Here is a 16152-nt window from a genome sequence, read left to right on the forward strand (position 1 = left end):
GCGCGGAGTTGACCCGTGACGGCCGGGACAACCGGTAATCTCCGAGCAGCATGTGTCTGACGCGACGGAACGGCTGGGGAATGTGACAGGGGATCGGCAGGGCCTGCCCGGTGGGCCGCCCCGTCTCGCCCGACGCGCGTTGCTCGCGGTCGCGTCGGCGCTGGTCGTCGTCGCCGGCCCGCTGACGCTGCCGGCCCAGGCCGCGCCGTCCGTCCCGGTCGCCGCGCAGCAGCAGCGGGCGGCTCCCGACCGGGCGCTCCGCGGCGACCACGTCCGCGACGAGCAGTGGCAGTTGGAGAAGCTGCGGGCGAAGACCGCCTGGCGCACCTCGACCGGGCGTGGCGTCGTGGTCGCGGTGATCGATTCCGGTGTGGACGCGTCGCATCCCGACCTGGCCGGTCAGGTGCTACCCGGTCTCGACCTGGTGGCGCCGGACGGTTCGGACGGGCCCGATCCGGTGGGGCACGGCACCACTGTGGCCGGACTGATCGCGGGGCGGGCCGACGACGACCGGGGCGTGGTGGGGCTGGCGCCGGACGCCAAGATCCTCCCGGTCCGGGTGCTCGACGCCGAGAACCGCTACGACGACGCGCTCATCATCGCCAAGGCGGTGCGCTGGGCGGTGGACAACGGCGCCCAGGTGGTCAACCTGTCGCTCGGTGGCAGCAGCGACAGCGCGGCCCTGGCCGCGGCGCTCGACTACGCCTTCGCCCGGGACGTGGTGGTGGTCGCCTGCACCGGCAACCTGGCCACCTCGACGACCACCAAGGTCTGGTACCCGGCCCGGGAGCCCGGCGTGCTGGCCGTCGCCGGCCTGGAACGCTCCGGCGAGAACCTCTGGTCCGGCTCGATCACCGGCCACGAGACGGTCCTCAGCGCACCTGCCACCGCGCTCTACGGCGCGCGGCCGGAGGGGGGCTACTGGCGGGTGCAGGGGACGAGCTTCGCCGCGCCGCTCGTGGCCGCGACTGCCGCCCTGGTCCGGTCGAGGTACCCGAAGATGTCCGCCGGGGACGTCGTCAACCGGCTGATCAGCACGGCCCGGGACCTCGGCCCGACCGGGCGCGACGACCGGTTCGGCTACGGCCTGGTGGACCCGGTGGCGGCGCTCACCGCCGACGTGCCGTCGGTGGGTCACAACCCGCTGGACGACAACGACTCCCCCGGCGTGGTGGGCTTCGGGCCGGCTCCGGGCGAGGGGCGGGACACCCGGGCCGCGGCGGCGGGCCGCGGCGGCGACCCGCTGGGGCGTGCGCCGGAGGACTGGTCGGCGCTGCCTGCGGGGCAGACCGTCGTCGGCGCCCCGGAGCGGCTCTGGAGCGGCCTGGCCCTGTTCGTCGCGCTGATCACCGGCAGCGCCCTGATGGTGCGCCGGTTCCGCCAGGTCCGTCGCTGACGAACACGGCGGTCTGACCGGGCCCTTCCCTGGGTAGGGAAGGGCCCATGGACACCACCGGTGCGACTGCCACGCGGCGCCGGTCGTGGCGGGGCCGCCGCCTCGACCCGGAGCACTCACTGGGTCTGCGGCTCTCCGTGGCCACCGCCGCCGCGTTCCTGGTGCTGATCCCGTTCGCCCTGCTCGCGCTGCTGGTGCTCGGCGCCTGGCCGCCCCTGCTCCGGCTGGACGCCTCGATCACCGACGCGTTCCACGGGTACGCGCAGGACCATCCCGCCTGGGTCGGCGTGATGACGGTCTGGACGCACGTCTTCGGGCCCGGCCCGCTGCGGGTGGCCGCCGCGGTGGTGGCGGTGTGGCTGTTCCGGCGCGGCGCGTCCCGGCTCGCGGCCTGGGTGGTGGTCACCATGATCGCCGGTGGGCTGCTCGGCGCGCTGCTCAAGCTCCTGGTCGGACGGGACCGGCCGGACCTGCTCGAACCGGTGGCCCGGGCGGCCGGTTACTCCTTCCCGTCCGGTCACGCGCTCAACGCGGCGCTGGCGGCCGGGGTGCTGTTGCTGGTGTTCCTGCCGTTCGCCCGGGACAGCCGCCCCGGCCGGATCCTGCTGTGGACCGCCGCGCTGCTGGTCACTGTGGTGACCGGGCTCAGCCGGATCGCGCTGGGCGTGCACTGGACCAGCGACGTGGTGGGTGGCTGGGTGCTCGGCGCCGCGGTGGTGGCCGCGACCTCGGCCGCGTTCGCCACCTGGCGCAGCGGATCCGGGCGGCCGTCCGCCCGTCCGCTCCACGAGGGCGTCGAGCCGGAGCTGGCCGACCAGCGGCCGGAGGACGGGCGGGCGTAGCCGCACCCGCCACGGGGTACAGGCGAGCCCATGTCCGATGTCGTGATCCGAGTCACCCGGCGTGTCCTGCTGCCGCTGGGCCTGCTCTTCGCGCTGATGGTGGGCCTGGGCCTGCTGGTGACCCGGGTGCTGGCCCGCACCTGGCCGTTCACCGTGGAGGACACGGTCAACCGCGAGCTGGCCGGCGATCGCACGCCGGGCTGGAACGACGTCTCGCTCGTCTTCAGCACGCTCGCCAGCACCCAGATGATCGTCATGGTCACCGTGCTGGCGGCGCTGGTGCTGCGGCTGGTGCTGCACCGCTGGCGGGAGCCGCTCTTCCTCTGCGCGGCGGTGACAGCGCAGGCACTGATCTTCCTGTTCACCACGATGGTGATCGACCGGAACCGTCCGGCCGTCGAGCACATGGACGCCTCCCCGCCGACGTCCAGCTTCCCGTCCGGGCACACCTCGGCGGCCACCGCCCTCTACGTCGGTCTCGCGGTGCTGCTGGCGCTGCGGGCCCGCAGCACTCCCGCGAAGGTGGGCTGGTGGGCGCTGCTGGTGCTGGTGCCGGTGGGCGTGGCGCTCACCCGGATGTACCGGGGCATGCACCACCCAAGCGACGTGGTCGCCTCGTTCCTCAACGGCGGCGCCTGCGTGGCGATCATGGCGCGGACGGTGCTCGACCGCACGCTCACCTGGGGTCGCGCCCGGCTGCCGCTGTCCCGCTCCGGCGACGACGTGACACCGGCGGGAGCACCGGCGGGCGGCTGAGCGCCGCCGGCCGGCTCAGGTGCACTCGCCGGTGGCCACTCCCCGGGTACGCTCCGCGCCCGCCAGCGCCACCGGTCGCGCCTCGGCCGCGGTCACCGCGAAGCCGGTGTTCGGGTCGTCGGCCGCCGCCGCGAAGATCACGCCGAGCACCAGCCCGTTCGAGGAGACGAGCGGGCCGCCGGAGTTGCCGCTGCGGACCAGCGCCCGGATCGTGTAGATCTCCCGGGTGACGTCCCCGGCCGAGTAGATGTCCGGACCGGTGATCCGGTCGACGTCCCGGATCCGGGCCGGCCGTGCGTCGTACGGGCCGTCGAGCGGGAATCCGAGCACGATCGCGTCCGCGCCGGTGGCGGCCTGGCCAGCGGCGAATTTCAGCGACGGGCCGGGCAGCCCGGGTACGTAGAGCACGGCGAGGTCCCGGTCCGGGTCGTAGACCACCACCTCGCCGTCGTAGCGCTCGCCGCGCAGCTCCACAGCCACCGAACGGGTGCCGGCGACCACGTGCGCGTTCGTCATCACCCGGTCGTCGGCGTACACGAAGCCGGAGCCCTCGATGCGGCGCGAGCAGCTCGGCGCGGAGCCCAGCACCTTCACCACCGACCGCCTGCTGTTCTGCACCACCTGCGAGTTGGCCAGCGCCGGGTCGGGCGGGGCGACCTGCCGGGCCCGGGTCGGCGCGAGGTCGCCGAACACGTCCGGGAAGCCGTTGGTGTCGACGGTGTCGCGCAACGCGGTGGACAGGTCCTGCGCCTTGTCCGGCAGCACCTGGTCGACGACGGTGAGCAGCGCGCTGTTGCGGACCGAGGAGGCCAGCCACGGCACCGAGGAGGAGCCGAGCGGCACGGCGACCAGCCAGGCCACCAGCATGACCGCGATGACCGAGATGAACGCGCCGCCGACGTCGTCGACCTTCCGCCCGGCCGGCCCGGTGATGGCCGCCCGCAGGTTGGAGCCGAGCCAGCCGGCCAGCGCCTGCCCGAGCACCGCGAGACCGAAGATCGCCACCAGGGAGACCAGCACGCGTGTGCCGCTCGCCGTGAACTGCTGGGCGATCAGCGGCCCGACCTGGAGGCCGAGCAGCGCGCCCAGGAAGAAGCCGGAGAACGACAGGGCCCCGATGACGAAACCCTGACGGTATCCGCTGATTGCGAACACGAGCATGAGCAGGAGAAGGACGAGATCCACGGCGGACACGCCCCAAGGGTACGGGCACCGGGCCCGTGCTCGGCTCAGCGCTCGCGGAACGTGACCCGAGGATGCGTACCGGTGATCAACGCACGGGGGCCTCGTCGGCCGGTTCGGTGCCCGCCGACGGCGCGGGCGTGGCGCCGACCGGCGGCAGCTCCACCACGCGCGAGCGCGGCCACGGCCGGGACCAGCCGCCCATCTCCAGCAAGCGGTCGATCACGCCGGCGGTGAAGCCCCAGACCAGCATGCCGCGCACGGAGAACGCCGGGCCGATCCAGCCGCTCGGATGGCGGACCCGCATCCGGTTGGCCGGGTCGACCAGCTCGGTGACCGGGAGCCGGGCCACGTGCGCGACCTCGGCCGGCTCGCGCGGGTGCACCGGGTGCGGGTCGTGCCACCAGGCGAGCACCGGGGTGACCACGAAGTCGCTGACCGGAATCCAGAGCCGGGGCAGCTCGGCCAGCACCGTGACGCTGCCGGGGTCGAGGCCGACCTCCTCGTTCGCCTCGCGCAGCGCGGTGGCGCGGGCGTCGGCGTCCTCCGGGTCGGCGGCGCCGCCGGGAAACGCCGGCTGACCGGCGTGGTTGCGCAGCGTCGCGGCGCGCTGGAGGACCAGCACGTCCGGCCCGGCGTCCGGCTCCTCGCCGAGCAGCACCAGCACGGCGCTCTCCCGGCCGCCGCTTTCCGGCGTGACGATCCGGGTGAAGTCCTCCGCCCGTGCGGTGCCGAGCCGGCCCAGCAGCGGGTCGAACCACCCCGGCGGCCGTCGGGTCATACCCGCACCCCGAGGTGGCGCTGGAGCAGCGCGGCGAGGCGGGCGTCGTCGAGCGCGCCGGTGGCGTCGGTGTGCCGGATCCGCCCGTCGGCGTCGACGAGCACTGTGAGCGGGAACGCGTTGCGTTCCAGGGCGCGCTGGAACGCGTCGCCCTGGTCGAGCAGCATCGGGAAGTCGACGCCGTAGTCCTCGCCGATCGACTGCGCGCCGCCGCGGCTGTCCCGGCTGTTCACGCCGATCACCTGGAACCGGCCGTCGGCCCGCTCGCTGAGCCGCTGGAACGCGGGCAGCTCCTTGCGGCACGGCGGGCACCAGGACGCCCACACGTTGATCACCGCCGGGCCCTTGACGTCGCGCAGCTTCACCGGCGCGCCGCCGGTGAAGCAGTTGAGCGTCAGGTCGGGCAGTTGATCCCCGGCCTTCCCCGCGGGCGCCGGGGACGCCGAGGTGGGCGCGACAGTCAGCGGGGCGCAGTCGGCGAACGGCGAGGGACGCTCGGCCCGGGCCGGCTGCGCGGGGCGCTCCGGTTCCTCGGCCGTGGCGGTGCAGCCTGCCGCCGCGAGCAGCAGCGGGACGAGCAGGTACGCGAGCCGGCGCGTCATGGCACGTCCGCCGCCGCGGCCTGCTGCGGCACGAGGTCGGGGTCGAGGCCGACGGCCACCGCCAGGTCACGGGCCCGGGGGCCCTTGAGCAGCTTGGCCGCGGCGGCCGGCTCGGTCGGCCCGGTGCCGTACGCGGGGCAGAGCTTCGCCAGCGTGCACGCACCGCAGGCGGGCTTGCGGGCGTGACAGACCCGGCGGCCGTGGAAGATGACCCGGTGCGACAGCATCGTCCAGTCGCGCTTCGGGTAGAGCGCGCCGATCGCGTGCTCGATCTTCACCGGGTCGGTCTCGGTGGTGAGCGCCCACCGCTGCACCAGCCGCTGGAAGTGCGTGTCGACGGTGATGCCGGGGACGTCGAAGGCGTTGCCGAGGATGACGTTCGCGGTCTTGCGGCCAATCCCGGGCAGGGTCACCAGGTCGTCGAGCCGGCCGGGCACCTCGCCGTCGTACCGCTCGCAGAGCGCCCGGCCGAGGTTGATCAGGGAGCTGGTCTTGTTGCGGTAGAACCCGGTGGGCCGGATCAGCTCCTCCAGCTCGGCGCGGTCCGCCCCCGCGTAGTCGGCGGCGCTGCGGTAGCGGGCGAACAGCTTCGGCGTGACCTCGTTGACCTTCTTGTCGGTGCACTGGGCGGACAGGATGGTCGCGACTGCCAGCTCCAGCGCGTTGGAGTGGTCGAGTTCACAGTGCGCGTCGGGGTGCGTCTCGGTCAGCACTCGGCCGATGCGCCGGGCGCGGCGCGTACGACCGAGGTCGGTCTCGGGGGAGCGCGTGGTCACGTGGGCCAGCCTACGTCGCGGGGCCGACGCTCCGGCCGCGCGGCGCGATGGTCGTGCGCTCAGCCACCCGCCGGTGCGGTGATCCTGCCGGTCGCGTCGAGCTTCGCGCCGGTGTCCGGGAAGTCGGCCCGGTTCAGCTCGCGGACCAGCCCGAGGCCGCGGTTCTGCCGGTCGACCGACGGGCGTCCCACGCCGTTCATCACGGTGGAGGTGAACGTGCCGCCGGCGAACTTCCCCTCGGCGGTGAGCGACACCTTGAGCACGCCGCCCCAGCCGAGCCGCCCGGTGCTGTTCAGCGACTTCCCGCCGCCGGCGAAGTTGCCCAGGCTGTACGCGATCAGCCGCCCCTTGTAGAACTCCATCCCGCGCAGCACGTGCGGGCCGTGGCCGATGACCAGGTCGGCCCCGGCGTCGATGACGGTGCGGGAGAAGCGGATCGGGTCGCCCCGGTTCTCGCCGAAGAACATCTCGGTGCCGGGCTTCACCCGGGTCTTGTCCGACCCTTCGGCGCCCATGTGCACCTGCACCACGACGATCTGGGCCGCCTCCTTGGCCATCTCGATCACCTGCTTGGCGGCGTTCAGGTCGACCAGGCTGTTGGACCAGGGGTACGACGAGAAGCCCACCACGGCGACCTTGATGCCCTTGACGTCCACCACGGTGATCTCGCCGGGCGCGCCGGTGTGCTTGAGGCCGTGCGCCTCCAGCGCCGACTGGGTGTTCTCGTAGCCCTGCCGCCCGTAGTCGTAGCCGTGGTTGTTGGCCTGGTTGAGCAGCTGGAACCCGGCCGAGCGCAGGTGCGCGGCGTAGCCGGGGGGCGCGCGGAACTGATAGCAGTTCTTCGGCTCCGGGCCGCACTTGCCGGCGCCGGTGTCGTCGGTGAGCGGCTCCTCCAGGTTGCCCATCACCAGATCGCCCTTGAGCGCCGACTTCACGTCGTCGAAGAAGCCCTTGCCACCGTTGGGCGGCAGCCGGTCCGGGGCGTTGCCCATGATCACGTCGCCGGTCGCGGTCAGCGAGATCGACGGCTCGCCGGCGTCGTCCGGCGCCGCTGGCTGGTCACCGGTGGCGGGTCCGGCCGCGCCGGTCGACCCGCCGCCCTGCCCGGCCTGCCACCTCGCGTCGGCGCCGGTCCCACCGGTGTCACCGGCGCAACCGGTGACGAACAGGACGGCGGCGAGCGCGGCGAGCGCGACCAGGCGCCGCCCGAGGGCGCCACGACGTGGTCCGGGGAGGGCGGGGCGCGGCGCGAGGGCGGTGTGCGGCGCGGCGACGGCGGCGCGGCGGGCACGGGGCACAGAACGGGCGGGAGCGTACATCGTCGGCGACGCTACCGTCCCCGGGACGCGGCGACGAGGGCCGATCGGTCGGAAAACCGGGGCCGCCGGAAATGCCTCGGCACGTCAGCCCGCAACCCGGTCGGACCAGGGCACGACGGTTCCGGCGCCGCCAGCGCGGACGGCGGCGTGCACGGCCCGGGCCAGCGGCGCGCCCCAGGCCGACCGGGGCCCGCCGTACGGGGCCGGATCGCCGTCGGCCGGGCAGAGCACCGTCACCGCGTCCGTGGGGGTGCCGGTGGCCGGCAGTCCCAGCTCCCAGATCGCCTGCGCCTTCGCCTCGGTGGCGGTGGCCACGGCGTTGACCAGGGCGGCGTCGCCGAGCCGCTCCGGCACGTACGCGACGATGTTGACCGTGCCGACGCGCTGCGCGGGCGGCGCCGGCTCGGGCGCTGCGGGCGGGGCCGGCTCGAGCGCGGCGGCCCACACCGGCGTGCCCAGGCCGACAGTCGCCCAGACCCGGACGCCGCCGTCGGTGCGGCGCACCACCTCGGTCACGTCCACGCCGGTCAGCAGCCCGACGCCGGGTCCGCCCAGGTCGAGGCCGTCCGCCAGCTCGGCCAGGTGCGCGGCGGGGTCATCCCGGTGGTACGACATGGGCACCGTCGCGTTCAGCACCCACCCGCGGACGCCGATGCCGCCGCCCAGCGGGGCGGAGCCGACCGCCAGCAGGGGTCTCTCGGCCCGCCAGACCAGCAGGGGGATGTCCCACCCGGCTTCGGACCGGGTGGTCAGGAACGGCTCACACAGCACGCCGGTCACCCTACGATCACAGGTGGGAACGGGTGGCGCCGGGCCGGGCCGGAAGCGGGATCTTAGCTGCTCACCGGGTCGGGCGGGTTACGCCCAACGATCAAGATTCCAGGGGTGCACCTCTGATTCCTACTCATGTGCGCCTAGACTGGCGGCGCGCGAGGGATCAGCGGACGGCGGACCCGGCCGACGGACGGCACGCGCAGGCGGAGGTGCGCGATGGACGAGGTACTGGCCCGCAGCGGGATCTTCCAGGGTGTCGACCCGGAGGCTGCCGAGGCGCTCGCCAAGGAGATGGAGACGATCGAGGTCCGCAAGGGCGAAATCGTCTTCAACGAGGGCGAACCCGGCGACAGTCTCTACATCCTTCTGTCCGGCAAGATCAAGGTGGGTCGCCGCGCGGCGGACGGCCGGCAGAACCTGATCGCCGTGATGGGCCCGTCGGACATGGTCGGCGAGCTGTCGCTCTTCGACCCCGGTCCGCGTACGGCGACCGCCACCGCGGTCACCGACACCCGGCTCGTACGCCTGCGCAAGCAGGCCCTGCGGCCGTGGCTGAACAACCGGCCCGAGATCGCCGAGCAGCTGCTGCGGGTGCTGGCCCGACGCCTGCGCCGGACCAACGACTCGCTCGCCGACCTGATCTTCACGGACGTGCCGGGCCGGGTCGCCAAGAACCTGCTCCAGATGGCCGGCCGCTTCGGCACCCGCGACGGCGGCGTGCTGCGCGTGACGCACGACCTCACCCAGGAGGAGATCGCCCAGCTCGTCGGCGCCTCCCGGGAGACCGTCAACAAGGCGCTCGCCGACTTCGCCTCGCGCGGCTGGCTGCGACTGGACGGCAAGAGCATCATAATCCTCGACCCGGAGCGCCTGGCCCGCCGCGCGCGGGTCTGACCTCCGTACCGGCTTCCCGGCCCGGCCCGCCACCGCGCGGAGCCGGGCCGATGCCGTCTCTGCCCGCCGCAGAATCATTTGATCCTCCGGGCCGGTGCCGCCACGCTGGGGCGATGCCCGATCGTGTCGCCGTCCTCTCCGACATCCACGGTGTGCTGCCCGCGCTGGAAGCAGTGCTGGCCGAGCCGGACGTGGCCGCCGCCGACCTGATCGTCCTCACCGGTGACCTGGCGGCCGGCCCGCAGCCGGTCGAGGTGCTGGACCGGCTGGCCGCGCTCGGTGACCGGGCCTGCTGGGTCGGTGGGAACGCCGACCGGGAGCTGGTGCAGGCGCGTGCCGGGTCGGCTTCCCCGATCGAGGTCTCGAACTGGGCCGCGGGGCAGCTCCGCGACGACCAGGTGGCCCGGCTGGCCGCGCTTCCGCCGTCCGTCACGCTGCCGGTCACCGGCCTGGGCGAGGTGCTGTTCTGCCACGCGACCCCGCGCGACGACGAGGAGGTCGTGCTCGTCGACTCGCGGCTCGACCGCTGGGCCGAGGTCTTCGCCGGCCTCCCGCCCGAGGTCGGCACGGTGGTCTGCGGGCACACGCACATGCCGTTCACCCGGCTGGTCGACCGTCGCCTGGTGGTGAACCCGGGCAGCGTCGGCATGCCGTACGGGGGCACGGGCGCCTGGTGGGCGCTGCTCGGACCGGGCGTGCAGTTGCGCCGCACGCGCTTCGACGTGGACGCCGCGTGCGCCCGGATCGCCGCCGAGTCCGCGTTCCCGGACGCCGCGGCCTGGGCCGACGAGTACGTCCGCTCCCGCCACTCGGACGCCGACGCGCTCACGGTCTTCGCCCCGCGCGACGGCCGCTGAGGCGTTAACAAGGGGCCCTTCCTCTACCGGAGGCGTTAAGAAGGGCCCCCTCCTTTCAAAAAAAGTCAGGCTTGACTGTTTGTTTTGTGGGCGGCAGGCTGTTGGCGTGTCCACCGCACCGAGCCGCGTCCCGCAGCAGGAGCGCAGCCGCGCCACCCAGGCCCGGCTGCTGGAGGCGACCGTCGACTGCCTGGTGGAGCACGGCTGGTCCGGCACCACCACGACAGTCGTGGCGGCCCGCGCCGGCGTCTCCCGGGGCGCCCAGCTGCACCACTACCCCACCAAGGCCGCGCTGGTCACCGCCGCCGTCACCCACCTGACCGAGCGCCGGGCGGCCGAGCTGCGCGCCGAGGCGGCGGCACTGCCCTCCGGCCCGCAGCGGCTCGACGGGGTGGTCGACCTGCTCGCCGCCTCCTTCACCGGCCCGCTGTTCGCGGCCGCGCTGGAGCTGTGGGTCGCCGCCCGTACCGACGCCGAGCTGCGGGCCGCGCTGGTGCCGCTGGAGGCGCGGATCGGCCGCGAGATGTACCGGCTCACCGTCGAGCTGCTCGGCGTGGACGAACGCAAGCCGGGCGTACGCGAGTCGGTGCAGGCCACGCTCGACCTGCTCCGCGGCCTCGGCGTGGCCAACCTGCTCAGCGACGACTCGCCCCGCCGCGCCGCCCTGCTGCAGACCTGGAAACGCCAGCTCGCCGCGTTGCTCACCCCCGAGAGCGAGCGGCACTGATCCCCTGACCCACCCCGCCCGGAGGCACAATGGTCGACCTGACAGCCCTGCTCGCGGATCTGGCCGCCGAGTCCGAACAGCTCGACGCGCTCGTCGCGGACCTGCCGCCGGACGGATGGGAGCGGCCGACGCCGGCCCCGGGCTGGACCGTCGCACACCAGATCGCGCACCTGGCCTGGACCGACCACGTCGCCTACCTGGCGGCCACCGACGAGGCCGCGTTCTTCGCCTCGGTGATGGCCGCTCCGGACCCGTCGCGCCTGGTCGAGGACGGCGCCGAGTCCTTCCTCGCGCCCCCGGCCGCGCTGCTGGCCCGCTGGCGCGCGGGCCGGTCGGCGCTCGCCGGGGCGGTCGCCGCCGTCCCAACCGGGCAGAAGATCCCCTGGTACGGCACCAGCATGTCGCCCACCTCGATGGTGACCGCGCGGCTGATGGAGACGTGGGCGCACGGCGAGGACGTGGCCGACGCGCTCGGCGTCAGCCGTACCCCGACGCAGCGCCTGCGGCACATCGCGCACCTCGGCTTCCGTACCCTCGGGCACGGCTTCGCGGCCCACGGCCGTGCGGTGCCCACGGCGCCGGTGCGGGTGGAGCTGACCGCACCCGCGGGCGGTGACGTGTGGGAGTTCGGGCCGGCCGACGCGGCCGACCGGGTGACCGGCCCGGCGCTCGACTTCTGCTGGCTCGTCACCCAGCGCCGGAACCGCGCCGACCTGGCCCTGACCGCCACCGGGCCGGTGGCCGACGAGTGGCTGGACGTGGCCCAGGCGTTCGCCGGCCCGCCCGGCGACAAGCGTGAGCCGGCGAGCGGAGACCCCTCATGAGCGTGCTGCGGATCGGGAACGCGTCGGGCTTCTACGGCGACCGTTTCGCCGCCTGGCGGGAGATGCTCGACGGCGGCGAGCTGGACGTGCTGACCGGTGACTACCTGGCCGAGCTGACCATGCTCATCCTCGGCCGGGACCGGATGCGCGACCCGTCGCTGGGCTACGCGAAGACGTTCCTGCGCCAGTTGGAGGGCGTGCTCGGCACCGCGCTGGAGCGCGGCGTCACGCTGGTCACCAACGCGGGCGGCCTCAACCCGGCGGGGCTGGCCGACGCGATCCGGTCGCTCGGCGACCGGCTCGGCGTCCAGGTGCGGGTCGGGTACGTCGAGGGCGACGCGATCCAGCGGCCGGACGCGCTGACCGCGAACGCGTACCTGGGCGCGTTCGGGATCGCGGCCTGCCTGGACGCGGGCGCGGACGTGGTGGTCACCGGGCGGGTCACCGACGCCTCGCTGGCTGTCGGCCCGGCGATCGCCCGCTTCGGCTGGACCCGCGACGACCTCGACGCGCTGGCCGGGGCCACTGTGGCCGGGCACCTGATCGAGTGCGGCGCGCAGGTCACCGGCGGCAACTTCAGCTTCTTCACCGAGCTGCCGGACGGCGGGCGCCGCCCCGGTTTCCCGATCGCCGAGCTGCACGCGGACGGCTCGTCGGTGCTCACCAAGCACCCCGGCACCGGCGGCGCGGTGACAGTCGAGACGGTCACCGCCCAGCTGCTGTACGAGGTGGGCGGGCCGGACTACCTCGGGCCGGACGTGGTGACCCGGCTGGACACGGTACGGCTGGAGCAGGAGGGCCCGGACCGGGTACGCGTGTCCGGGGTACGCGGCACGCCGCCACCGGACACGCTCAAGGTGGGCGTCAACAACCTGGGCGGCTTCCGCAACTCCATGACGTTCGTGCTGTGCGGGCTGGACATCCCGGCCAAGGCGGCACTGGTCCGCGCCCAGATCGAGGAGTCGGTCGGCACGGAAGGGCTGGAGTTCACGCTGGCCCGTACCGACCACCCGGACACCGGCGACACCGAGGCGGCGAGCGCGCTGCTGCACGTACACATGCGTGACGGCGACAAGTCGCGGGCCGGGCGGGCATTCTCGGCGGCGGCGGTGGAGCTGGCGCTGGCCTCCTACCCGGGCTGCACGCTGACCACGCTGCCCGGCGACGCGACACCGTACGGGGTGTTCACCGCCGACGCGATCGCGCAGGACGCGGTCGAGCACGTGGCGGTGCTGCCCTCCGGCGAACGGGTGCCGATCCCGCCGCCGACGGTGACGAGCGGTTTGCAGGGGGCCCCTTTAATACACGAGGCGTTAACAGGGGGCCCTTCCTTACCTGCAAGCCGGCGGGGGCCGCTGGGTGAGCTGGTCGGCGCGCGGTCCGGCGACAAGGGCGGCGACGCCAACCTGGGCGTCTGGGCCCGCACCGACGCCACCTGGCCCTGGCTGCGCGACTGGCTGACTGTGGACCGGCTGGCGGAGCTGCTGCCGGAGACGGCGGCGCTCACCGTCGAGCGGTACGAGCTGCCGAACCTGCGCGCGGTCAACTTCGTGATCCGAGGACTGCTCGGGCAGGGCGTGGCCGCCTCCACCCGGTTCGACCCGCAGGCCAAGGCGCTCGGCGAGCTGCTGCGCTCGCGAGTGGTCGATCTTCCGACGGAGGTTCCGGCATGACCATCGTGGACACGCCGGAACGCCGGCAACTACGCGAGCTGACCCGCTCGTTCGTCACCCGGGAGGTGCTGCCGCACCTGTCCGACTGGGAGCGGACCGGCGAGCTGCCCCGGTCGTTGCACGAAACAGCCGCCAAGGTCGGCCTGCTCGGCATCGGCTTCCCGGAGTCGGTCGGCGGCAGCGGCGGCGACCTGCTCGACTCGATGGTGGTCACCGAGGAGATCATCCGCTCGGGCGGTTCGTCGGGGCTGATCGCCGCGCTGTTCACGCACGGCATCGCGCTGCCGCACATGGTTCAGGCACAGGACGAGACGCTCATCGAGCGGTACGTGCGGCCGACGCTCGCCGGGACGATGATCGGCGCGCTGGCGATCACCGAGCCGGACGGCGGCTCGGACGTGGCGGGCATCCGCACCTGCGCGGTACGCAACGGCGACCACTACGTGGTGAACGGCGCCAAGACGTACATCACCAGCGGGGTCCGGGCCGACTTCGTCACCACGGCGGTCTGCACTGATTTCCCCGGGTCGGGCTCGCTCAGCCTGCTCGTGATCGACAAGGGCACGCCGGGGTTCACAGTGGGCCGTCGGCTGGAGAAGCTGGGCTGGCACTGCTCGGACACCGCCGAACTGTCCTTCGTCGACGTGCGGGTGCCGGTGCGCAACCGGGTCGGCCCGGAGGACACCGGCTTTCTCGCCATCATGCAGCAGTTCGCCGCCGAGCGGCTCTCGCTCGCCACCCAGGCGTACGCGACCGCGCAGCGCTGCGTGGACCTGGCCGTGCGGTGGTCCCGGGACCGTCAGACGTTCGGCCGGCCGCTCGTGGCGCGGCAGGTCGTCCGGCACCGGCTGGCCGAGATGCACTCCCGCACCGAGGCGGCCCGGGCGTACGTGCACGAGGTCGCCGAGCGGGTCGCCGCCGGGCAGCCGGTGGTGACCGAGGTGGCGATCGCGAAGAACGTGGCGGTGTCCGCGTGCGACTTCGTCGTCGACGCCGCGCTGCAACTGCACGGCGGTTTCGGCTACATGCGGGACGCCGAGGTGGAGCGGCACTATCGCGACGCCCGGCTGCTCGGTATCGGCGGCGGCGCCACCGAGATCATGAACGAGATCATCGCGAAGGGCATGGGCCTGTGAGCACGACAGTTCTGCAGAGCACGATCGACCCGTCCGCGCCCGCCTTCACCGCCAACCGGGAGGCGCTGCTGGAACGCCTCGCCGAACTGGAAGAGGCACTCGACCAGGCCCGGGGCGGTGGCGGCGAGAAGTACGTGACCCGCCACCACGGTCGCGGCAAGCTGCTTCCCCGCGAGCGGATCGAGCTGCTGCTCGACCCGGACAGCCCGTTCCTGGAGCTGTCGTCGGTGGCCGCGTTCGGCACCGACTTCCCGGTCGGCGCCAGCACCGTGACCGGCATCGGCGTGGTCGAGGGCGTGGAGTGCCTGATCGTGGCGAACGACCCGACGGTACGCGGCGGCGCGATCAACCCGTGGTCGCTGGCGAAGACCCGGCGGGCGGGTGAGATCGCGGCGGCCAACCGGCTGCCGATGGTGAACCTGGTCGAGTCGGCCGGCGCGGACCTGCCCACCCAGGCGGAGATCTTCATTCCCGGCGGCCGGGTGTTCCGGGACCTGACCCGGCTCTCCGCGCAGCGGATCCCGACAGTGAGCGTGGTCTTCGGCAACGCCACCGCCGGCGGCGCGTACGTACCGGGCATGTCGGACTTCACCATCATGATCCGGGACCGTTCGCAGGTCTACCTGGCCGGGCCGCCGCTGGTGAAGATGGCCACCGGCGAGGTCACCGACGACGAGTCGCTCGGTGGCGCGGCGATGCACGCCACCACGTCCGGCCTGGCCGACTTCCTCGCCGAGGACGAGCGTGACGGGATCCGGCTGGCCCGGCAGTGCGTCCGCAGGCTCAACTGGCGCAAGCACGGCCCGCCGCCGCGCAACCCCCACCCGTTGCCACCCCGGTACGACCCGGAGGAGCTGCTCGGCATCGCCAGCGCCGATCTGAAGGTGCCGTTCGACCCGCGCGAGGTGCTGGCCCGGGTGCTCGACGACAGTGCGTTCGACGAGTTCAAGCCCGGCTACGGCACCGCGCTGGTGACCGGCTGGGGCGAGCTGCACGGCTATCCGGTCGGTGTGCTGGCGAACGCCCGGGGCGTGCTGTTCAGCGAGGAGGCGCAGAAGGCGGCGCAGTTCATCCAGCTCGCCAACGCGGCGGACACCCCGCTGGTCTTCCTGCAGAACACCACCGGCTACATGGTCGGCACCGAGTACGAGCAGCGCGGCATCATCAAGCACGGCGCCCTGATGATCAACGCGGTGTCGAACTCGAAGGTGCCGCACCTGACCGTCAACCTGGGTGCCTCCTACGGCGCCGGCAACTACGGCATGTGCGGCCGGGCGTACGAGCCGCGGTTCCTGTTCACCTGGCCGAACTCGAAGTCGGCGGTGATGGGCCCGGCGCAGCTCGCCGGGGTGCTGTCCATCGTGGCCCGGCAGGCAGCCGTCGCCCGGGGACACGAGTACGACGAGGACACCGACGCCGCCATGCGGATGATGGTCGAGCAGCAGATCGAGTCGCAGTCCGGCGCGCTGTTCCTGTCCGGGCGGCTCTACGACGACGGGGTGATCGACCCCCGGGACACCCGTACCGTCCTCGGGCTGTGCCTGTCGGCGATCCACAACGGACCGGTGAAGGGCGCCGACGGCTTCGGCGTCTTCCGGATGTAGGGGGCGTGC

16 protein-coding genes are annotated in these 16152 nt (G+C 73.6%); 10 read left to right on the forward strand and 6 right to left on the reverse strand.

Annotated elements, in window-relative coordinates:
* Window positions 1-103 precede the first annotated feature (103 nt).
* From mycP to AMK25_RS16640, 3 genes are read left to right on the forward strand one after another with little or no spacing between them, the layout of a single operon-like run.
* Window positions 104-1396 (forward strand): type VII secretion-associated serine protease mycosin, encoded by a 1293-nt coding sequence (gene mycP, locus AMK25_RS16630; protein ID WP_083664749.1) that lies wholly within the window; start codon window positions 104-106, stop codon window positions 1394-1396.
* 47 nt (window positions 1397-1443) lie between these two features.
* Window positions 1444-2238 (forward strand): phosphatase PAP2 family protein, encoded by a 795-nt coding sequence (locus AMK25_RS16635; protein WP_073829239.1) that lies wholly within the window; start codon window positions 1444-1446, stop codon window positions 2236-2238.
* 30 nt (window positions 2239-2268) lie between these two features.
* The gene (locus AMK25_RS16640) at window positions 2269-2994 is read left to right on the forward strand and encodes a phosphatase PAP2 family protein (RefSeq protein WP_073829240.1); all 726 of its coding nucleotides are present in this window, start codon (window positions 2269-2271) and stop codon (window positions 2992-2994) included.
* Between the two features lie 15 nt (window positions 2995-3009).
* Here AMK25_RS16640 and AMK25_RS16645 read toward each other — a convergent pair whose 3' ends face one another.
* The 6 genes from AMK25_RS16645 to AMK25_RS16670 form a co-directional block, all read right to left on the reverse strand.
* A complete protein-coding gene (locus AMK25_RS16645; protein ID WP_073829241.1) occupies window positions 3010-4188 on the reverse strand; it encodes a MarP family serine protease in 1179 nt (392 codons plus the stop codon).
* Between the two features lie 76 nt (window positions 4189-4264).
* Window positions 4265-4957: an NUDIX hydrolase gene (locus AMK25_RS16650; RefSeq protein WP_073829242.1), complete on the reverse strand. Its 693-nt coding sequence runs from the start codon at window positions 4955-4957 to the stop codon at window positions 4265-4267.
* Window positions 4954-5559, reverse strand: a complete 606-nt coding sequence (locus AMK25_RS16655) for a TlpA family protein disulfide reductase (RefSeq protein ID WP_073829243.1) — start codon at window positions 5557-5559, stop codon at window positions 4954-4956. Before AMK25_RS16655 ends, AMK25_RS16650 begins: the two co-directional genes overlap by 4 nt.
* Window positions 5556-6335, reverse strand: coding sequence for an endonuclease III (gene nth, locus AMK25_RS16660; protein WP_073829244.1), 780 nt, complete (start codon window positions 6333-6335; stop codon window positions 5556-5558). The genes AMK25_RS16655 and nth overlap by 4 nt, the downstream gene beginning before the upstream one ends.
* Before the next feature lie 59 nt (window positions 6336-6394).
* Window positions 6395-7534 carry a CapA family protein gene (locus tag AMK25_RS16665; protein WP_073829370.1) on the reverse strand — a complete coding sequence of 380 codons (1140 nt, stop codon included), beginning with the start codon at window positions 7532-7534 and terminating at the stop codon, window positions 6395-6397.
* Window positions 7535-7738: 204 nt separating this feature from the next.
* Window positions 7739-8425, reverse strand: coding sequence for an adenosylcobinamide amidohydrolase (locus AMK25_RS16670; RefSeq protein WP_073829371.1), 687 nt, complete (start codon window positions 8423-8425; stop codon window positions 7739-7741).
* A gap of 219 nt (window positions 8426-8644) precedes the next feature.
* On the opposite strand from AMK25_RS16670, the gene AMK25_RS16675 reads away from it, so the two are divergent.
* The 7 genes from AMK25_RS16675 to AMK25_RS16705 all read left to right on the forward strand — a co-directional run bounded on the left by AMK25_RS16675 (window position 8645) and on the right by AMK25_RS16705 (window position 16143).
* Window positions 8645-9322 carry a Crp/Fnr family transcriptional regulator gene (locus AMK25_RS16675; RefSeq protein ID WP_007466162.1) on the forward strand — a complete coding sequence of 226 codons (678 nt, stop codon included), beginning with the start codon at window positions 8645-8647 and terminating at the stop codon, window positions 9320-9322.
* 113 nt (window positions 9323-9435) lie between these two features.
* Window positions 9436-10179: a metallophosphoesterase family protein gene (locus tag AMK25_RS16680; RefSeq protein WP_073829245.1), complete on the forward strand. Its 744-nt coding sequence runs from the start codon at window positions 9436-9438 to the stop codon at window positions 10177-10179.
* Between the two features lie 106 nt (window positions 10180-10285).
* Entirely contained in the window at window positions 10286-10906 is a 621-nt protein-coding gene (locus tag AMK25_RS16685; protein ID WP_073829246.1) for a TetR/AcrR family transcriptional regulator, read from the forward strand.
* 29 nt (window positions 10907-10935) lie between these two features.
* Window positions 10936-11730 (forward strand): TIGR03084 family metal-binding protein, encoded by a 795-nt coding sequence (locus AMK25_RS16690; RefSeq protein ID WP_073829247.1) that lies wholly within the window; start codon window positions 10936-10938, stop codon window positions 11728-11730.
* Complete coding sequence (locus tag AMK25_RS16695) at window positions 11727-13403, forward strand: acyclic terpene utilization AtuA family protein (protein ID WP_073829248.1); 1677 nt, start codon at window positions 11727-11729, stop codon at window positions 13401-13403. The genes AMK25_RS16690 and AMK25_RS16695 overlap by 4 nt, the downstream gene beginning before the upstream one ends.
* Window positions 13400-14539, forward strand: coding sequence for an acyl-CoA dehydrogenase family protein (locus tag AMK25_RS16700; protein WP_073829249.1), 1140 nt, complete (start codon window positions 13400-13402; stop codon window positions 14537-14539). The genes AMK25_RS16695 and AMK25_RS16700 overlap by 4 nt, the downstream gene beginning before the upstream one ends.
* On the forward strand, window positions 14536-16143 hold the full coding sequence (locus AMK25_RS16705; RefSeq protein WP_073829250.1) for an acyl-CoA carboxylase subunit beta: 1608 nt from the start codon (window positions 14536-14538) through the stop codon (window positions 16141-16143). Before AMK25_RS16700 ends, AMK25_RS16705 begins: the two co-directional genes overlap by 4 nt.
* The last annotated feature ends 9 nt before the right edge of the window (window positions 16144-16152 follow it).

The sequence above is a fragment of the Micromonospora sp. TSRI0369 genome (assembly GCF_001905625.1).
Classification (GTDB): domain Bacteria; phylum Actinomycetota; class Actinomycetes; order Mycobacteriales; family Micromonosporaceae; genus Micromonospora; species Micromonospora echinospora_A.

Coding starts and splice junctions, on each gene's coding strand:
- AMK25_RS16635 (WP_073829239.1), top strand. CDS start 1,444: ATGGACACCACCGGTGCGACTGCCACGCGGCGCCGGTCGTGGCGGGGC.
- AMK25_RS16640 (WP_073829240.1), top strand. CDS start 2,269: ATGTCCGATGTCGTGATCCGAGTCACCCGGCGTGTCCTGCTGCCGCTG.
- AMK25_RS16650 (WP_073829242.1), bottom strand. CDS start 4,957: ATGACCCGACGGCCGCCGGGGTGGTTCGACCCGCTGCTGGGCCGGCTC.
- AMK25_RS16655 (WP_073829243.1), bottom strand. CDS start 5,559: ATGACGCGCCGGCTCGCGTACCTGCTCGTCCCGCTGCTGCTCGCGGCG.
- AMK25_RS16675 (WP_007466162.1), top strand. CDS start 8,645: ATGGACGAGGTACTGGCCCGCAGCGGGATCTTCCAGGGTGTCGACCCG.
- AMK25_RS16680 (WP_073829245.1), top strand. CDS start 9,436: ATGCCCGATCGTGTCGCCGTCCTCTCCGACATCCACGGTGTGCTGCCC.
- AMK25_RS16690 (WP_073829247.1), top strand. CDS start 10,936: ATGGTCGACCTGACAGCCCTGCTCGCGGATCTGGCCGCCGAGTCCGAA.
- AMK25_RS16695 (WP_073829248.1), top strand. CDS start 11,727: ATGAGCGTGCTGCGGATCGGGAACGCGTCGGGCTTCTACGGCGACCGT.
- AMK25_RS16700 (WP_073829249.1), top strand. CDS start 13,400: ATGACCATCGTGGACACGCCGGAACGCCGGCAACTACGCGAGCTGACC.